Here is an 18,985-nt window from a genome sequence, read left to right on the forward strand (position 1 = left end):
TTTACTCGGCTACCACTTTTACCGGCAGCGTGATAACGACGTCGGTGTGCAGATTGATAGCAATGTCGTATTCGCCGATGTTACGGATGACGCCGTTAGGCATACGTATTTCGTGTTTCTCGACTTTAATGCCGGCAGCAGTGATGGCATCGGCAATGTTTTGCGTACCAACCGAACCGAACAAACGACCTTCGTCTCCGGTTTTATGAGCGATGGACACGTTCAATTTGCTAAGCGCTTCGCCACGAGCAGTGGCAGCAGCCAATTTTTCAGCCGCTTGTTTTTCCAGCTCGGCGCGACGCTCTTCAAACTCTCTGATTTTTTTAGGCGTAGCAGGGACTGCCTTGCCTTGCGGAATCAGATAGTTTCTACCGTAACCCGCTTTGATGGTTACTTTATCGCCCAGGTTACCCAGGTTCGCCGTTTTTTCCAGAAGAATGACTTCCATCGTTTTCTACCTCTTAGATCGACTTGATTGTCGAAAAATCGGGAGCTTACGCCCCATTTGGTTTTAGTTTATTTCGTAAGTCCAGCCAGGTGTCGGTCAGTCCGCATAACACGATCACCACCATCACATGCGGGATCAACATCAAGGTCACGTATAAAAACGGCACCATGAAACGACTACCCTTCATGACCGAGAACGCGGCGTGCAAGACTGCGGTGCCTATCATCGTATAGGTCACCAACAGCACCAACAATACATTCCAGCACAACTCCGCAGTCTTGCCGGAAGTGAGCATCGCTACGCCAGCCACCAGGAAGGTGATTAATGTCAGATGCACATGCCCTTTCAACGCCAAAAACTCGGCTCTGAAACCGCCCGGGTTGTATAGCGCCGCTTGCCACCATCTGGCCAAAAACAAACCGAACAGCAAGCCGTAAACGCTGCCGGCCGCGGCAACCCCGGTCATGAAATGCGCCAACAGTTCCGCAGATTGCTTAATTTGCTCCATTGGCACATCCGTTTTACCTTCAAGCATGGGCTGTAGCATGAAGCTCAACACTTCGCGCCAAAGCTGTACCGGCTGTTCCTGAATCGTATATATACCCAGCACCACCGCGACACCCAACAATACGGCAATTTCAATTGCCAGAGTCAGATAACGGCCCTCGCGCAGTACTATCGAAATCAGCCAAACCGGCAGCCAAAAGGCCAGACCGTAAAGCAATGCGTACTGGTAATTACCGATCAATAAGGTGCTTAATACGGCGGCAGCCAGACATGAGCAAATCAGCACATACAAGCCTTCACTAGCCCCACGCCTTAATGTTACCAATGAGACAGCGGCTGAACTTACGATACTGACAGGAGGAAACAGTAGCGATAGCAAGGCTAGGCTGGATGCGACCGTCATGGCCTGCATCCGTCCTTTCATAATGAAAGTGGCCAGAAATTGCACGCGCTACCCCTCCCGCTAAATCACTTGTGTGCGTCGCAGAACGGCAACAAAGCCAGGAACCGCGCTTGTTTAATCGCAGAAGTCAACTGTCTTTGATATTTAGCACTGGTACCGGTAATACGGCTAGGAATGATTTTGCCGGTTTCGGTAACGTACTCGCTCAATAAGTCCAAATCTTTATAATCGATTTTGATCGCGTCTTCGCCGCTAAAACGGCAACCTTTTTTGCGTCTAATGTTATTACGTGCCATCACAATTCTCTTGGTTCAATGTTGATTATTCGGAATCCGCTACGACTTCAGTCTCGACGACTTCTACTTCAGCTTCTTCGGTTTCTTCTTCGACTTCTTCCTTAACCCGGCTACCAGCTTTTTGACCGTCGTTACCGCTGACGGCAATCGCGGAAGGCTCGGTTACGGCCGCTTTTTGCGCCAGGGTTTGGCTGCGCAAGATGGCGTCGTTGAAACGAAAACCGCTTTCCAGTTCTTCAAGAGTGGCTTGATCGCATTCGATATTCATCAACACGTAATGTGCTTTATGAATTTTTTTGATAGGGTAGGCCAAATGTCTACGGCCCCAATCTTCCAAACGGTGAATTTTGCCTGCGGCTTCTTCAACAGTGGATTTATAACGTTCTATCATAGCCGGCACCTGAGCACTTTGGTCAGGGTGGACTAAGAAGACAATTTCATAATGTCGCATGATTTCTCCTTACGGGTTTAAAAGCCTCCCATCCGACTGGACAGTGAAGCAAGGGACGGGGATAAATTCCCCAAAAAGCTGGGCATTATAGAAATAGGCGCTGTTTTTGCAAAGCAATTTTTCAACAGCGCCTAAAGTTGACTAGGCAAACAGACTCAATAAACCATTGCTGGCGATGGCACGGCCTGCTTCAATTTCATCGAGAATAGCGTTGGAAGTATCGGTTGCCGCACTGTCGGTGTGGCCTTGGCCTTGACTATTGCCGCCGTGATTTTGCTCGCCGGCCGTTTGAAAGGACTCGCGTCCCGGTCTTTGTTCGGATTGTTGCTGGGAAACGTTAACATCCGCCAAATTCAAGTTTTGTCCGCCCAACATTTCCCGCAACTTGGGGATAGCCGCCTCTATGGCGTCCCTGACCGCCGCATGCTGGGCGGTGAAGACCACACTGGCTTGATCCTGATTCACATCAATCTTGATGGAAATGGGACCTAAATGCTCGGGATTCAAGCGAATTTCGGCGGAAGGCACCGCTTGTTTATGCATCCACAGCAGTTTTTCGCCCAAGTCGGTGTTCCATTCCGGATGAGTTAAATGTTTTTCTATCGCCGGCGCCGGCGTTTGCCCGGCATTATTTACCGATTTATTCAGTTGGGCGATGTCGGCCGTCATTCTGGACAAGCCCACGTCAGCCTCGCTACCGCCAGTTTGATGCTTCGGCACGTCGCTCTGCTCAGTTTGAAAAGCATTGGCCGCGTTGTCTTGCGCAAATTGCTGGGACGCGCCCTCTTCGGCGGCAAGGGTTTTGGCAAAACCGCTCTCCGCTGCCATGGCCTTCCGCCCTTCATCCGTGCCGTTCAATGCCGTCAACGCTTCTTTTTTAGCATCCATACCCAACAGTTCCGGACTGTTTTTGACGGCAGACATCGCCTCACTGGTTGCTACTGCGGATTTTAATACCTCATTAACGCCACTCACGCTATCCGCGACCGGCAAGGGCTGAGCTTGCGTGCCTGCGAACATCGCTGCATTCACCGCCTGCTCATCATTTGCGGCCTCGGTATTTTCCGCCACTATATCGGCAAGATTCTCTTGCTTGGCCGATGTAACCGGTAAAACCGCAGCTTGCTGTCCGGCACCGGTGGCCTCCAAGCCTTGCAGATATTGCAACACATCCGCCAAGGCTTGCATGGTATCGTCCAGATTAATATCCTGGCCGAGCTTGGTTGCCGTCGGCAAACTCTTGCCGAACAGAGCGGTAAAATCCTGCATGCTTTGACTATTCAAGGTGTCCGCGCCCAAACCGCCCAGCTGCTGTAAATTCGCCAAACCGGCGTCACCGGCCGCCCCCTTGCTCAATAAACTATTCTGCAATTGTGCCAGTTGCTCAAGCAGCGTCGCCGAAAACACGCCGGCACCTCCACCTTCGCCCAATAGACCTGTAGTCGCAACACTGGCGCCATCGGCAGAGGCTAATAGAGACAGCGGATTTAAACCTTGGATATTCATGGCATTTCTCCTGACATTTTTATTTAATCAAGCACTTCCCGTGCCATCCTTACGTCCTGATCGCGCAGCCCGGTCGTCTTGCTCGGCCTGTTCGCGTTTTTGTTCGACTTTCATTTCTTCGACCAACGCCAAATCACTGACTTTTTGCAGACTTTTGGTACGCTGATGTGCATCTTCCCAGCGCTTACGGGCCCGCTGTACCTCGCGTTCATGGTTGCTTACCGTCTGCTGCTGGCTTTCGATAGCCTGATCAAGCTTGTCGGCGAAGGCCCTGAACTCCATCAACTGAGTGATATTGATCCCTGCCTGCTGTCTGACGGCGAATTTACCTAAATAATCCAGACGGTAACTTTGTAGATTTTCGAGCTGAGCTTGCTGCTCTTGCAGCTTTTGCTGACTGATACCCAAAGCCTCCAAAGCGTCACGTTCCTGACGCGCATGCAGGTCGATAATAACTTTCAGTCGCTGCGACTTTTTCATCAACTAGCCAACAATTGCGCCAACTCGCTCAGACTCCGGCTCAAGTCCACCGATTCATCCATGCTTTGTTGCAGAAAATCCATGATCGCCGGATTTTTTTCTATCGCTTTATCAATGCGCGGATCAGCTCCCGGCCGATAGGCGCCTACACTGATCAAATCCTTGTTCTGTTGGTAGGTGGAATACAAACGCCGCAAATCCCGCGCCATTTGCAGATGTTCCGGCTCTATGATGTCCGGCATCACCCGACTGATCGACGCTTCAATGTCGATTGCCGGATAATGACCGGATTCGGCCAGGGAGCGCGACAGCACCACATGACCATCCAGCACACCGCGCGCCGCGTCGGCAATCGGATCGTTGGTATCGTCGCCTTCCGCCAATACTGTGTAAAACGCGGTAATCGAACCGCCGCCTTCATCGCCGTTACCGGCGCGCTCCACGAGTTGCGGCAATTTCGCAAACACCGAAGGCGGATAGCCCTTGGTAGCCGGCGGCTCGTCTATCGCCAAAGCAATTTCCCGGTACGCCTGGGCGTAACGAGTCAAAGAGTCCATCAGCAACAACACGTCCAGCCCCTGGTCACGAAAATACTCGGCGATACTGGTCGCCAGCAAGGCGCCATGCACCCTCATCAACGGCGAATCGTCAGCCGGCGACGCAACGACTACGGCTCGGCGCAAACCTTCTTCACCGAGGATTTTCAGTACAAACTCGTTAACCTCCCTGCCCCGCTCACCCACCAGGCCCACCACGACGACGTCGGCATTGGTAAACTTGGTCATCATCCCCAGCAACACGCTCTTACCGACGCCGGTACCGGCAAACAAGCCCATCCTCTGACCGCGGCCGACGCTGAGAATGGCATTGATCGCCCGCACGCCAACATCCAAGGCCTCGCGAATGGGTTTGCGGCTGAGCGGATTGATGGTGGTACCGGATAAGGAAACTTTGGCATCGGTATCCAGCGGACCCTTACTATCCAGGGGTTTGCCCGCGCCGTCGAGCACCCTACCCAACAGACCAAAACCGACGTTGGCCAAACTATTCTTACCCATCGGAATCACCCGGCAACCGGGTTCCAGACCATGCGTATCGCCGGTCGGCATCAAAAACAAGCGGGATCCGCCAAAACCGACGACCTCAGCCGTAATGATCTTGCCGGATTTGGTAATCACCTGACACAACGAACCGATGGCCGCCCGGCAGCCTTCTGCTTCCAGCGTCAAACCCACCATGCGCGATAATTTCCCTTCAACGACCAACTCCAAAGGATCGGCTGCCAGTCTTTCCCGGTACGGTTGCAAGCGCGCCAACCACAAATCGGAACGGTCAGCGCTGGGGATCATCGGCCAAAATCCTCGCGGCGCTCGCCGCCTAATACCGTGGCAATCACGGCGGCCACACGGCTTTCGACGCTGGCATCGATTCTGGACATTTCGGTTTCGACGGTGCAACCGCCGCGACTCAACAAAGGGTTTTCCTGCAAGCGCCAGGGCGGCATGTTTTCATCGAGCTTTAACGCGGTGCGAACCAAGGCCGCATCTTCGGGATGTAAGTTGACGGTGACTTTCTGCGACGCCAGCGGCAAGGCATTGATCGCCTCCCTGACTACGCCGACGATCTCGCCGGGTTCCAACTTCAATTCCCGGCGAATCAATTGACTGGCAATGGCAATAGTTAATTTCACCAATTCCTGCTCGACCGATTCGTCGAGTTGTTTGAAGGGCTCGCTGAGCGCTTCCAGCAAAGTTGTAAGTTCGGCTGCCTGCTTTTGCAGCAAATGCAAGCTTTCTTCATAGCCTTGTTTGCGCCCGGCCTCAAAGCCTGCTTTTTGTCCGTCCGCATAACCTTGCTGCTTACCTTGTTCGAAGGCTTCTGCGTAGGCCTGTTTCTGAATTTCTTCAATCTGCTCGGCGGTCAGCACCTCGGTGACTTCTTCCAATTCGACCGATTCGGAGCGCGGCGTGCTGAAATCCTGCAGATTAGTCCACCGATCCAGAGCCTGAAGTTCGGCCTCGGAAAATTTATTGCTCTTAGACGAACTCATCGCCACCGCCACCGCCGCCCAAAGCTATTTCACCCGCATCGGACAAGCGTTTGGCTATCGCCAGAATATCTTTTTGCGCGGCCTCCACTTCGCTCAAGCGCGCAGGCGGCGCGGCTTCCAAATCGTCACGCAACATTTCCGCCGCGCGTCTGGACATATTGGCAAAGACTTTGTCACGTAAACCGGTTTCCACGCCACGCAGGGCCAGCAATAACTGATCGGTGGACACTTCGCGCAACAGGGTTTGAATACCGCGATCATCGACGTTGATCAAGTCGCCGAACACGAACATTTTATCCTGGATGCGTTGACCCAAATCGGCGTTGGCTTCGTTGATGTCTTGCATCATCGGATCGCTGACACCACTTTCGATAAAGTTGAGGATATTGGCCGCCGCGTCGATACCGCCGATTTGCGAGGATTTGACCCCATCGCTGCCGGTCAACTGTTTTTCCATGATGTCGTCCAGCTCGCGCAAGGCGGCGGGCTGCACGCCTTCCAGAGTGGCTATGCGCATCAAAATATCCGAACGCATGTTTTGCGGCAACAAAGTCAGTACGTCGGCGGCCTGATCGGCATCCAGCAAGGACAAAATAATGGAGATGATTTGCGGATGTTCCAGACGGATCAAATCGGCGATGGAACGGGTATCCATCCACTTCAACTGTTCGATACCCTTGCTGTTCGCACCCAGTAGAATTCGATCAATGATGCTGCCGGCTTTATCCGCGCCCAGAGCATTGGTCAGCATATTGCGGATGTACTCGTCGGAATCCAGACCCAGGCCGGTTTCGTTTTTGATTTCGATGATGAACTCTTCCAGCACCTCATCGACCATACCCGAGCTAATCGGCCCGAGCTGCGCCATGTTCGAACCGATCAATTGCACTTCTTTCGGTCCCATATGCTTCAACACCGAGGCCGCCCTATCCTGTCCCACCGCCAATAACAGCAGCGAAGCCCGTTGCGCATGCGTTAATTTCTCTTGATCAGCCATCGTCTTTTAACCAGGTTTTGATCACTTGCGCGACCAATTTAGGATCTTCGTCGATCAGTTTTTGTACATATTCCAAACGTTTTTCGTAGCTTTGTGGGGCTTCTAGTAACAATAAATCTTCCACACCAGTGGTGATGGTGCGCACTTCGCCGGTTTCCTCATCGACCGACACCGCGACAGCCACCGGCTTGCCGGTCTCATCGAAACGCACCACACCGCCGGTTGCTTCCGCGATTGCCTTGGCTTGTTCAAGTGCCTCTAACTGTTCTTCTTTGGCGATCAAGGTGCGCAGACCGGGACGCAACACCCCCATGATCAGCAGCAAGACGACAGCAACCGCAGCCAACTGTTTCAGCGCATTGGCAAACCAGGCTTGTTCCCAGATAGGTTCGGAAGGGACTTCTTCCAGTGCATCGGGCAATCTGAATGCTACGTTGGTAACCGTCACTTGGTCGCCACGGCTATTATCATAACCGACTGCCTGTTTGACCAAATCGCGAAGTTGGTTCAGATCTTCTTGCGAGTATGCAACTAGCGTAGCTTTACCGTCGGCTTGCACCACTTTTTTATCGTCAACCACGACCGCCACCGACAAGCGGCGTAAGGCACCGGTGGCGAGTCTAGTATGGGTAATGGTTTTATCCAATTCGTAATTACGGGTGGCGGTTTTGTTGGACGAGCCGGAACCGGATTCCGCGGCAGCTTGTTTTTCCTGGCCGCTGGCGACTTCCGGAGCGGTACCCGTTGGTGGAGGTTGATTTGATAAGGCTCCGGGCACACCTTGCACTTTGGATAAGGAGTTATTTTCTTCCTGAGTTTGCTCGCTACGTAGGGCCGGCAAATCCGGGTTAAACATTTCCTGGGTTTTTTCGGTGACGGTAAAGTCGACGTCGGCGGAAATTTGCGCCCGCATGCCGTCACCGCCTACCAGTGGCGTCAGGATGTTTTCGATCCGTCCCCGCAGGTGTTCTTCTATATTTTTCTTATATTCGAATTGCTTGCTGGACAAGGACATATCTTCGCCGCCTTCCTTGCTGTTCAACAAACGACCTTTTTGATCCACGACCGTCACTTGACTGGCTTCCATTAACGGTACGCTGGAGGCAACCAAGTGGATGATGGATTCGATTTGTTCTTTTTCGAGGATGCGGCCTTGATACAGCTCCACCACCACTGAGGCGCTGGGCTTTTTACGTTCGCGGACAAACACCGATTGGACTGGAATAGCCAGCAATACTTTCGCGGATTTGACGTTTTGGATAGTTTGAATAGTCAGGGCGATTTCGCCTTCCAATGCGCGTTGAAACCGCATTTGCTCGACATTTTTGCTGGCGCCGAAGCCGTTGTCTTTATCCAGCAGTTCGTAACCCAGGCTCGCGCTGCGCGGCAGGCCTTGTGCGGCCAATTTCAATTTCAGTTCCCGGACATTATCCGCCGGCACCATGATCGCGCCGGAGCCGGTTTCGACCTTGTAATCGACATTTAACTTGGTCAACGCATCGAGAATTTCCGCGGAATCTTTTTCGGCCACGCCGGAAAACAGTAAATCGTAAGATGGGGCCTGCGACCACAACACCACCGCCACGCCAATCGCCACGCTGAGTGCCAAACCCAACATCAAACCAAGCTGACGCACCATCGGCATTTTGCTCAGGCTTTTCAAAGCAGGGTGCATTTTGTCGGCGTTTGCCATACTTGATTGGCTATGGGCCTCCATCGGTAGATTTCTGTCTAGTTCGCTCATGGCTTATATTCCGCTAGCCTACATTGACATGCCCATCACGTCCTTATAAGCATCCACCAGTTTATTACGCACCTGGAGCATGGCCTGAAAAGAAACGCTGGCTTTTTGCGAGGCAATCATCACTTCCGCCAAACTGACGTCACTCTGACCCATCTCAAAGGATTTAGCCATACCGCTGGCAGTTTGCTGGGTATTGTTCACGGCGTCGATGGATTGTTTCAACATGGCGGCAAAATCGCCGGACGTGTCGCTAGGCTGTGGCTTGGCGCCGGCCTCTATGGACATTGCCCGCATCTGCGCGAGCACTTGGTTAACATTCATATCTGACATGATAATGACTCTTTTAGGTTGCCTTGCTTAGCACAAGCATTTTTCAAGCCAAGATTTAACCTGGTACCATCACTCCTGCTTCCTTCATCCGCGCAATTTTGTAGCGCAGGGTACGCGGACTGATACCCAGCTTGGCGGCTGTGGTTTTCCGGCTGCCGCTGACATCGCGTAACATTTGCAAAATAATTTTTTCCTCGGCCGAACGCACGCCGTCGCCCAAGCTGCCGAGCTCGAATTGGCTATTGTCGCTATCGGTTTGCCGCGATTCTACGGCAAGACTTTGCACAGCAGCGGGCAAACTCGGCAAAACCAACATATCTTCCTCAAAAATCAGGTCGTCGGCGCCGATTAGACTCCGGCTTTGCAGGATCAACGCCCGCTGCACCACGTTTTCCAACTCTCTGACATTACCCGGCCAGTTGTATGCAGATAACTTAGTCATTGCCGCATCATCAAAGCTGCAAGCGGCTTTCCCTGCCGGACTATGCTTGCTCAATAACTCCAGCGCCAGCGGCAAAATATCGCCAGGCCGCTCCCGCAGCGGCGGAATTCTGAGCGGAAATACGCTCAAGCGAAAATACAGATCTTCGCGAAACCGGCCATCCTGCACATAGTCTTTTAATTTGCGGTTGGTAGTTGCCAAAATTCTGACGTTCAAGGCTATCTTGCGATGACTACCCAAACGTTCGACTTCCTTTTCCTGTAACACACGCAGTAATTTGGCTTGTAGCGATATATCCATCTCGGAAATCTCGTCCAGCAATAAGGTACCACCCTGTGCCAGTTCGAATTTACCCGGCGCCGATTGAATGGCGCCAGTAAAAGCGCCCTTTTCGTAGCCGAACAGCATCGCTTCCAGCATGTTTTCCGGAATCGCCGCGCAATTGATGGCCTCGAACGGACCCGCATGATAATGCGAATTCCGATGAACATAGCGGGCCAGCACTTCCTTACCGGTACCGCTCTCGCCTTCCAGCAACATGGTCACATCGGTTTTGGCTACTTTGCTGGCCAATGCATAAAGCTTTTTCATCCGCTCGTCAGCCACTACCCGCTCGTTAATTACTGGGGCTTGCAGCGTAATTAATGATGCTACCTTATCGACCAACATTCCGGCTTCGAAGGGTTTGATCAAATAATCAGCCGCACCGGACTGCATGGCTTCCACCGCTTTGGGGATGGTGCCGTAAGCCGTCATCAGCAACACCGGCAACTGCTCGAATTTTTGCTGAATATTCTGCAACAGCTGAAAACCGTCCATCACCGGCATTTGTACATCGCTGACCACCAGCCTGACCGGGTATTTGGCCAACTGGCTCAGTGCCTCGATACCGTTTTTTGCGGAGATTACCCGATAGCCTTCAATTTCCAAGGTATCGCAGAGCGCCTCGCACAAAGCCATGTCGTCTTCGACGATAAGCACATCATACTGTTTCATAATTTTGCTCCATTGTGGCAATACCGGCGGACAAGCCGAGGGTGTATTGGCTGGTACAGGGCAGATTCAAGGTAAAACTTGTACCTTGCCCCGGCGTCGAACGACATTTGACGCTACCGCCATGCGCGCGCGCCACGCTATCGACCACCGCCAAACCCAAGCCGGTGCCATTGGACTTGGTGGTGTAGAACGGTTCGAATAATTTAGTTTGCTGCGCTTCGACGATACCTGGCCCATCATCCGTCACGGTGATGTCTATGCAGCCTGAATCGCTCCGACGGACCGTTAATGCAATTTTGTGCGCGCCAGCCTCGGCCGCGTTATTGATTAAGTTCAATACTGCCCCGCGCAATGCATCTTCATTGCCAAGCAACTGATCGGTGCTGATGCGGTTTTCGATGCTAAATTCGCCCACAAAACTATCGGCCGCTTCGGCGAGATGTATTAGCAGCCGTTGTAATGAAAAACTTTGCATCGCCATCCGACCCTGTTTGGCAAAGATCAGCATGTCGTTAACTTGGCGCTCCAGGTAATGCAGACGTTCTAAAATTTTCTCGGAGAACTGTTGGCGCTTTTCGTCGGGAATCGAGGGTTTGCTCATTTGTGATGCATACAAAATCGCGGTCGCCAGCGGTGTACGGACCTGATGCGCGAGACTGGCCACCATTTCCCCCATCGCGCTTAGTTGTTTTTGCTGCGCCAGCGTATCTTGCAAGGAACGCAGTTCGCTGACATCCGACAACAGAATGATTTGCTCCGCGTCGTTACCCAACGAGCTGTGGGTAATATTCACTTTACGGCCGTCTCTGAGTTGGCGTTCGTGCGGCGATTCGAAAACCGGTTGCAAACTGCGCGCCGCCACACTCGACCATAATTGGCCCAGCAAGGGTTCGCCCAAAAAGTCCACGGAATGGACATTGCAATCTACGATCATTCCTTGCGCATTCAGCACAACCACCGCCGCCGGTAAGGCCGCCAGAATCTGTTGCAAGCGGCTGGCGAGCTTTTCCTTCTCGATCAACGTGTTCAGACGCTCGCTACGCGCGGCCTGCAACTCGCGATTGAGCTTGGCTACTTGCTCTTCCAACCCCTGATAGGAATGCGCCAGATTCTCCGAAAGTTCGTTAAAGATCCGGAATGCATCCGTTAAGCGCTCGGTTTTTTGTTGTTGATGCAGCTCTATAGTCCCCATATTTAGTCGCCTAATTGATTGTCTAGACGCTAAAAGCAAAATTTAGACCATTTAAATTTACATTTAAAAACAGCTGCTTAAATACGCACAGTCAAGTTTTTGACGACAAGAAGCCGGCTGCTAGTTCCGGACTGGTGACGAATTGGCTTTGCGACTATGCTATGTGCACACTTGAGCAACCCCATCTTCGCTATGCGCAAAAATCCGATGAAACCCAATTTCCCGTTAAATAAACTACTGCTGATTCTGGCGCTTAACCCCGTGCAGATAAGTTTTGCCGATGACATCCAGGCCGGCAAGTTTTACGAAGAGGCGTTACAGGCTTACAGAAGTCAAAATAACGCCGAAGCGATAATCAATTTAAAAAATGCGTTACAGCAAAATGAAAGGTATGTCGCAGCCCACCTGTTGCTAGGAGACATTTATTTACAACAGAAATCTTTGTCAGCAGCAGAAGTTGAACTTAGCTTGGCCAAACAACTCGGCGCGGATCCATCTTTACTGGTGGAAAATCTGGCCAAACTATATACCTACCAAATTCGCTACAAGGACTTGCTCAAGGAAATCGATCCGGTACTTTTTGCTACCGAGTTACGCCCGGTTTTACACGTGTACCGTGGTAACGCGTTCCTGCAAACTAACTTAATTAGCGAAGCGCTCAACGAGTTCGACATTGCGTTACAAATTGCTCCTAACCATATTGATGCCGCAATTGGGCGCGCCAACGCATTGCTAAAACGTGGTGACATTAAAGGCGCCGATCAGGCAGCTGAAAAGGCTATGCAAATCCAACCCAACGACCCAGGCGCTTGGTTTGTGAAAGGCTCAATCAAACATGCCACTATGGAATTAGATGACGCGCTTAGGTTTTACGACAAGGCAATTGAACTGAATCCCGATCATGTTGACACCCGACTCGCCAGAGCCGGGCTTTTAATGGACTTGAAGCAGGATGAACGGGCACGGCAAGATCTAGAATATTTGCGGAAGGCTTACCCGTTCGAACCCAAAGCCGCCTATTTGCACGCAGTTTTACTTGAACGCAATAATCAGAAGGAATCGGCAACCAAGGAATTGGAAGTGGCTGGTGATATTATTTCCTCCATCAAACCCGAGTATTTGTCCGCGCACGGGCCTACCCTGATGCTTTCCGGCTTGGTCAACTACAGTCTGCAGAGACTTGATGTCGCCGCGGAATACCTGCGTCAGTACGTCAACCAATACCCGGAACAACCCGGCCCCTACAAATTGCTGGCGACCATCCTTTTGCAGAAAAACGAACCGGAACAGGCCATCGACTTGCTTCGACCGGTCCAAATCCGCAATCCGCAGGACCAGCGTTTGGCCTTGATACTGGGGAACGCGTTTATGCAGGTAGGCAAACACGATATGGCAAACGCCATGTTCGAAAAGGCCATGAAAATGGGCGGCGGCGACAGTTCGTTACAAGCCGAAATCGGTTTTAACCGCTTGTTCATGGGCCAGGAGCAGGCTGGCTTGCGAGACCTGGAAGCCGCATTCAAGCAGAACCCTGACGACACTCAAGCCGGCATACGCTTGGTAGCGTTATACATCACACGCGGCGAATCGGAAAAGGCACTGCCGGTCGCCAAAGCCATGCAAGATAAAGTGTCGAGAAATCTTACACTTTTGAATCTGTTAGGTATGACCCAAGTCAGTGCTAAACAATTCAAAGAAGCGCGCCAAAGCTTCGAAAGCACGGTGGAGATCGACCCGGCTTTTCTGACTGGTCATCTGAATTTGAGCAAATTGGATGTTGCGGAAAAAAAATTCGATGACGCCAGAAACCGATTGGATACTCTACTGAAAAAATATCCCGACGAAATCAATGTAGTCACTGAATTGGCCACCGTCGAACAAGCAGCCGGAAACTACGACAAAGCAATCGTATTGCTGGAGCGGGCCCAGAAATTAGACCAAAATGCCCTAACCCCCGTGCTGGCTTTGGTGGACGTAAAACTGAAAACCAACAAAGTGCTTGAGGCATTGAGCTTGGCCAGAACTGCTGAAAGATTGAATCGGAATGACCCATCGGTCATGGAAGCGCTCCTCCGTTGCCATTTGGCCGCCAACAACAAAGACGAAGCGCTTGCGGTAACCATTCGAATGGCTGAACAAGCGAAATTGAATGCTAATAATCTATTCCGGGCCGCGCGGTATCAAATCGACCTTGGCAGCTACAATGAGGCCATAAAAACCCTAAAAAGGGCGGTTTTAGTCGATGAAAACCACATCCCGTCGCAAGTGGCCCTTGTCGAAATGGAATTGAATCATGGGGAAGCGGTATTCGCGGTAAAACGCGCGGAAACCCTGCAAAAGCAATATCCGCAACAGGCATTCCCGCACCACCTGCTGGGCGATATTGCGCTCCGCGACAAAAAACCAGACTTGGCTGCTGATCATTTTCAATCGGCGTTTGCGTTGGAGCCGAATAGCATCGCGCTTATGAAGCTATACAGCGCACTGAAGATGAGCAACCAAAATCAGAAAGCATTTACGCTACTCGAGGGATGGATCAAAAAAAATCCGAGCGATGCTACGCCGGCTGCCGCCTATGCCGAAGAGCTGTTGGTTGCGGGAAAAATAAAGGAAGCCGAGAAACAGTATGAAAAATTGCTGGCAATCACCCCCGACAATCCGCAATTCCTGAACAACCTGGCCAATATATATTTTCAAACCGGCAACGATAAAGCGCTCTCGACGGCCGAAAACGCGCAAAAACTGGCCCCCGACCAAGCGAGCACCAACGACACGCTTGGCTGGATTTTGGCAAACCAAGGCCAGGCCGAACGAGGGCTGAATTACTTGCGAAATGCGCATTCCAGGCAATCGCAAAACCCGGAAATCCGTTACCACATTGCTTTTGCACTTGATCAATTGCAGCGTAAGGAAGAAGCAAAACAAGAGCTTGAAAAGGCCCTGAATGCTAACAGCAATTTTCCTGGGATAGATCAAGCTAAATCCCTAATGGAAAAGCTCAAAAAGTGAGTGAAATCAGCCGTCGACTTTTTTTACACTCGCCATGCGGAAGGCAAACCAATGACGCATAACCATTTGTTTTTAAAAATATTTTTAACATGGCCCACCATTTGCTTAATTAAAAATGATTCCAACGCCTGACACCCAGACTTAAGTACTATTGTGTGGAACAAGCTACCTCATGATAATTGGGCCAGAACAACAAAATGGTGACAAAAATGCTTAAATTACGATATTTACTTCTTCCACTGGCGCTAGCACCGTTATCTGCCCAGGCAGCCGTAGACTACCAATGGACTTTCACCAACACGGCCACATGTGTTTCGAACTGTAAGCCTATACTAGTCAATGACGGTTCCAATGGAGGTTATCTAGACAACACTAAACCTTCCGGAGGAGATTCCCAATATGTTGCCGGTGTGGACTCGAACGGCAAAGGAAATAGCCAAACGTTCAATCAATCCTCTGGTTTGGCTGCTACCGTTAACGTCTCTGCATTTTCCGGATCAACCACACTGGGCACTGCAACTCTGGCACTTTACGGTGGCGGCCTGGGCGCATCCAGCACCGTAGACGGAAATATTCAAGACGCTCCTGAACACGCTTTCGACAATAACACCAGCACCGACGTCGGCCTATTCAAATTCAGCACAGATGTAAACCTGCAAAATGTGGCGATTGGCTGGAGCCAGACTGATAGAGATATATCGGTATTGGCCTACAAACCTACCGGCGGAAATCCGAGCACACCGGCTACTCTGGTAGGACAAACCCTGGCGAGCTTGATCACCAGTGGTTGGCAGTGGATTGGCAACTACAGCATTTCCACTGTTAATGGTGCAGGCAACACCAACATCAACGCAGGCAATGTATCGTCAAGTTATTGGTTGATTACTGCCGCGTCTTCCGCATTTGGCGGGACTGTCGATGGAAATTCAGACTACTTCAAGATTTCCGGGATTGGTGGCAACAAGGTTACCAGTGGCGGTGGCGGTGGCGTCGGCAGCGTTCCTGAGCCAACCAGTTTGTTGTTACTCGCCGGCGGCATATTGGGCTGGAGAATGAATCGCAAAACTCAAGTTTTGGCCGCTTAAAACGACTTAGGCTCAAAAATAAAAAACCGCCTTCCGAATAAAACCGGAAGGCGGTTTTTTTATGTCCCACGCGTTAATGCAATCTAAGGATATAGAGCTACGGTCTCTAAAGACTGATACTCAGGCAGCCCGAACATCAAATTCATATTTTGCACCGCCTGCCCAGACGCACCTTTCACCAAGTTATCAATCACCGACAACACCACTACCGTATCGCCGCCTTGCGGTTGATGCACCGCAACTTGGCAACGATTGCTGCCCCGCACGTTACGAGTGTCGGCATGACTGCCACTCGGCAACACATCCACAAATTTTTCGTCGCGATACTTCTCTTCAAACAGTTTTTGCAGATCCAGGTTCCGGTTTAGACGCGCATACAGCGTCGCGTGAATACCGCGTATCATCGGCGTCAGATGCGGCACGAAAGTTAAACCAATCGCCTGCTTGGCAACATTTTGCAAACCCTGAGTGATTTCCGGCAAATGTCTGTGCCCGCTGACCGCATAGGCTTTAAAACTTTCACCCGCCTCGCTCATCAAGGAAGAGATTTCCGCCTTGCGTCCTGCGCCACTGACGCCGGATTTTACATCGGCGATTAAGTGCTGCTTATCTATCGCTCCAGACTCTAATAACGGCAAAAAGCCGAGCTGCACGGCAGTCGGATAGCAGCCAGGACAAGCGATCAAACTGGCTTGCTTGATTTGCTCGCGATTGACTTCCGGCAAACCATACACCGCTTCGGCGATCAAATCCGGACTGGCGTGCTGCATGCCGTACCACTTTTCCCATTCCTGCTGGTCCTTGATCCGGAAATCGGCAGATAAATCGATAACCTTGATACCGAGTGCCAGCAGCGCCTCAGCCATCAGCATGGCGGTGCCATTTGGCGTGGCGAAAAACACTACATCGCAGTCTTTTAAATTATCCAACTCCGGCAACGTAAATTTCACATCGCAGTAGCCTCTTAGACTCGGATACAACTGATCCACACGCAAGCCGGCATCAGCTCGGGAAGTCACTACGCTAACCTCCACCTGAGGATGTAACACCAAAATTCTTAATAATTCGACGCCGGTATACCCGGTACCGCCGACAATACCTGCACGTATCATGAATGCTCTCGTTGAAAAAATACTGTTAGTCCAATGCGGCGCATATAATACGCCACTCTTCCCGCAAAGCTTAACACCATGCGCGCCATCGAGATTTATCGCTCCGCAGAGTTAACCGATTTAGTCGAAACGGATCAGCCACTACCCTCTCCCGGCTCAGATCAAGTATTGATAAAAGTTGTAGCAGCCGGGGTAAACCGCCCAGACCTAATGCAGCGTAAAGGCCTGTATCCGCCACCACCAGGCGCATCCACCGTTCTGGGTTTGGAAGTGTCCGGCACCATCGAAGCGGTAGGGAGCGAAGTAAATGAATTTAAAGTGGGCGATTCGGTTTGCGCCTTACTGACGGGCGGCGGTTATGCGGAATATTGCCTGGCAAGCGCCTGTTGCTGCCTACCATTACCGAAAGGCTTGAGTTTTATTCAAGCCGCCGCATTGCCTGAAACTTTTTTTACGGTCTGGAGTAATATTTTCGACCGTGCAAAACTGCAAGTCGGCGAAAGTATATTGGTGCATGGCGGCAGCAGCGGTATCGGCACCAGCGCTATTCAACTCAGCAAAGCCTTTGGCAACCAGGTGATAGTGACGGCCGGCAGCGATGAAAAATGTCAATTTTGTCGAGAACTGGGCGCGGACCTGGCCATAAATTATCGACAGCAGGACTTTGTCGAAGCCGTTATGCATCACACCGGCGGCAAAGGCGTTAATGTCGTTTTAGACATAATCGGCGGCGACTACTTGCCCCGTAACTTGAAATGCCTGGCTATCGACGGCCGACTACAACAGATTGCCATCCAGAACGGCGGCAAGAGCGAAATCAATCTAGCATCCGTGCTGATGAAACGCCTTACCATTTCCGGCACCACCTTGCGCCCCCGCAACGACGAGTTCAAGGCTAAAATAGCCCAACAACTTTTTGCAAAGGTTTGGCCGCTACTGGAATCCGGCCAACTCAAACCCATCATCGATTCGGTTTTTCCGCTAGATCAGGCCTCCCAGGCCCACGAACGCATGGAAAGCAGCCAACATATCGGTAAAATTATTTTGGAGGTATGAGCATGTCCTACACCACGTTGGTTTCCAAAGACATTTTAGCTGCCAACCTGAACAACCCGGATTGGCAGATATTCGACTGCCGTTTCTCGCTCGCCGATGTGACAGCCGGTCATAAGTCCTACAGGCAAGGCCATATTCCCGGCGCGCGCTATGCTGATTTAAACCAGGGTTTGTCTTCGCCTGTGCGATCCTACACCGGCCGCCACCCGTTACCGGACTTTGCATTATTAGGCAAAAAGCTGGGCGAGTGGGGCGTTAACAATCGTAGTCAAATCGTGGTTTATGACGATGCCGGCGGCGCGTTTGCCGGCCGGATGTGGTGGCTGCTACGCACTATAGGCCATACCCAAATCGCAGTGTTGGATGGAGGCTTGGGGTATTGGCAAAAACAAGGCTTGCCGATCACCACCGCACTTCCGAAAATTACCACCAGCCAATTCCGAGTCTATCTGGACAATCAGCAATGGCTGGACGCCGCTCAAGTAACAGACGGTTTGGCGACCCGAAAAATCGCGCTAATAGACGCTAGAACACCAGAGCGCTTCCATGGCCGACAAGAACCGATAGACCCAGTAGCCGGCCATGTACCCAAAGCTTTAAATAGGCCATTGCAAAGAAATCTGGATAAATCCGGCTTATTTTTACCCGCCGACCAGCTACGCCAGCAATTTAGCAAACTGATAGCCCCTTGCCCTGCCGAGCAGGTGGTTCATATGTGCGGCTCCGGCGTGACAGCCTGTCACAATCTGTTAGCAATGGAAATCGCAGGATTAAGCGGCTCGAAACTTTACGCCGGCTCGTGGAGCGAATGGATCACCAATCGGAATAGACCCGTCGCAACGGATTGATTACATCATCATAAGGGATTTGGGGAAATTGCT

General features: G+C 51.5%; 18 protein-coding genes. 4 read left to right on the forward strand and 14 right to left on the reverse strand.

Features of this window, described 5'->3' with window-relative positions; all coding sequences use genetic code 11:
* Window position 1 precedes the first annotated feature (1 nt).
* The 13 genes from rplI to G006_RS0107035 form a co-directional block, all read right to left on the reverse strand.
* A complete protein-coding gene (gene rplI, locus G006_RS0106975; RefSeq protein WP_020482462.1) occupies window positions 2–448 on the reverse strand; it encodes a 50S ribosomal protein L9 in 447 nt (148 codons plus the stop codon).
* Between the two features lie 46 nt (window positions 449–494).
* Window positions 495–1,358 (reverse strand): hypothetical protein, encoded by an 864-nt coding sequence (locus G006_RS0106980; RefSeq protein ID WP_235048839.1) that lies wholly within the window; start codon window positions 1,356–1,358, stop codon window positions 495–497.
* A gap of 65 nt (window positions 1,359–1,423) precedes the next feature.
* Window positions 1,424–1,654, reverse strand: coding sequence for a 30S ribosomal protein S18 (rpsR, locus tag G006_RS0106985; protein WP_020482464.1), 231 nt, complete (start codon window positions 1,652–1,654; stop codon window positions 1,424–1,426).
* 25 nt (window positions 1,655–1,679) lie between these two features.
* Window positions 1,680–2,105 (reverse strand): 30S ribosomal protein S6, encoded by a 426-nt coding sequence (rpsF, locus tag G006_RS0106990; protein WP_020482465.1) that lies wholly within the window; start codon window positions 2,103–2,105, stop codon window positions 1,680–1,682.
* 141 nt (window positions 2,106–2,246) lie between these two features.
* Window positions 2,247–3,611, reverse strand: a complete 1,365-nt coding sequence (locus G006_RS28770) for a flagellar hook-length control protein FliK (RefSeq protein WP_020482466.1) — start codon at window positions 3,609–3,611, stop codon at window positions 2,247–2,249.
* A gap of 27 nt (window positions 3,612–3,638) precedes the next feature.
* Entirely contained in the window at window positions 3,639–4,091 is a 453-nt protein-coding gene (gene fliJ, locus G006_RS0107000) for a flagellar export protein FliJ (protein ID WP_020482467.1), read from the reverse strand.
* A complete protein-coding gene (gene fliI / locus G006_RS0107005) occupies window positions 4,091–5,440 on the reverse strand; it encodes a flagellar protein export ATPase FliI (RefSeq protein WP_020482468.1) in 1,350 nt (449 codons plus the stop codon). The genes fliJ and fliI overlap by 1 nt, the downstream gene beginning before the upstream one ends.
* Window positions 5,437–6,141 (reverse strand): flagellar assembly protein FliH, encoded by a 705-nt coding sequence (locus G006_RS0107010; protein ID WP_020482469.1) that lies wholly within the window; start codon window positions 6,139–6,141, stop codon window positions 5,437–5,439. Before G006_RS0107010 ends, fliI begins: the two co-directional genes overlap by 4 nt.
* Window positions 6,128–7,138: a flagellar motor switch protein FliG gene (gene fliG, locus G006_RS0107015; protein ID WP_020482470.1), complete on the reverse strand. Its 1,011-nt coding sequence runs from the start codon at window positions 7,136–7,138 to the stop codon at window positions 6,128–6,130. Before fliG ends, G006_RS0107010 begins: the two co-directional genes overlap by 14 nt.
* Entirely contained in the window at window positions 7,131–8,882 is a 1,752-nt protein-coding gene (fliF, locus tag G006_RS0107020) for a flagellar basal-body MS-ring/collar protein FliF (RefSeq protein WP_026146904.1), read from the reverse strand. The genes fliG and fliF overlap by 8 nt, the downstream gene beginning before the upstream one ends.
* A gap of 18 nt (window positions 8,883–8,900) precedes the next feature.
* A complete protein-coding gene (gene fliE / locus G006_RS0107025; RefSeq protein WP_026146905.1) occupies window positions 8,901–9,212 on the reverse strand; it encodes a flagellar hook-basal body complex protein FliE in 312 nt (103 codons plus the stop codon).
* A 55-nt stretch (window positions 9,213–9,267) separates the two neighbouring features.
* Window positions 9,268–10,650 carry a sigma-54-dependent transcriptional regulator gene (locus tag G006_RS0107030; RefSeq protein ID WP_020482473.1) on the reverse strand — a complete coding sequence of 461 codons (1,383 nt, stop codon included), beginning with the start codon at window positions 10,648–10,650 and terminating at the stop codon, window positions 9,268–9,270.
* Window positions 10,637–11,842 (reverse strand): sensor histidine kinase, encoded by a 1,206-nt coding sequence (locus tag G006_RS0107035; RefSeq protein ID WP_020482474.1) that lies wholly within the window; start codon window positions 11,840–11,842, stop codon window positions 10,637–10,639. Before G006_RS0107035 ends, G006_RS0107030 begins: the two co-directional genes overlap by 14 nt.
* 207 nt (window positions 11,843–12,049) lie before the next feature.
* On the opposite strand from G006_RS0107035, the gene prsT reads away from it, so the two are divergent.
* Window positions 12,050–14,851 (forward strand): XrtA/PEP-CTERM system TPR-repeat protein PrsT, encoded by a 2,802-nt coding sequence (gene prsT / locus G006_RS0107040; RefSeq protein ID WP_020482475.1) that lies wholly within the window; start codon window positions 12,050–12,052, stop codon window positions 14,849–14,851.
* 209 nt (window positions 14,852–15,060) lie between these two features.
* Entirely contained in the window at window positions 15,061–15,936 is an 876-nt protein-coding gene (gene xdp1, locus G006_RS0107050; protein WP_160167663.1) for an exosortase-dependent surface protein XDP1, read from the forward strand.
* Between the two features lie 83 nt (window positions 15,937–16,019).
* On the opposite strand, the gene argC is transcribed toward xdp1, so the two are convergent.
* Window positions 16,020–17,048 carry an N-acetyl-gamma-glutamyl-phosphate reductase gene (gene argC / locus G006_RS0107055; RefSeq protein ID WP_020482478.1) on the reverse strand — a complete coding sequence of 343 codons (1,029 nt, stop codon included), beginning with the start codon at window positions 17,046–17,048 and terminating at the stop codon, window positions 16,020–16,022.
* 78 nt (window positions 17,049–17,126) lie between these two features.
* Between argC and G006_RS0107060 the strand changes: the two genes are divergently transcribed.
* Entirely contained in the window at window positions 17,127–18,104 is a 978-nt protein-coding gene (locus G006_RS0107060) for an NAD(P)H-quinone oxidoreductase (RefSeq protein WP_020482479.1), read from the forward strand.
* Window positions 18,105–18,106: 2 nt separating this feature from the next.
* Entirely contained in the window at window positions 18,107–18,952 is an 846-nt protein-coding gene (locus G006_RS0107065) for a sulfurtransferase (protein ID WP_026146906.1), read from the forward strand.
* Window positions 18,953–18,985: the final 33 nt, after the last annotated feature.

The organism is Methylomonas sp. MK1 (assembly GCF_000365425.1).
Classification (GTDB): domain Bacteria; phylum Pseudomonadota; class Gammaproteobacteria; order Methylococcales; family Methylomonadaceae; genus Methylomonas.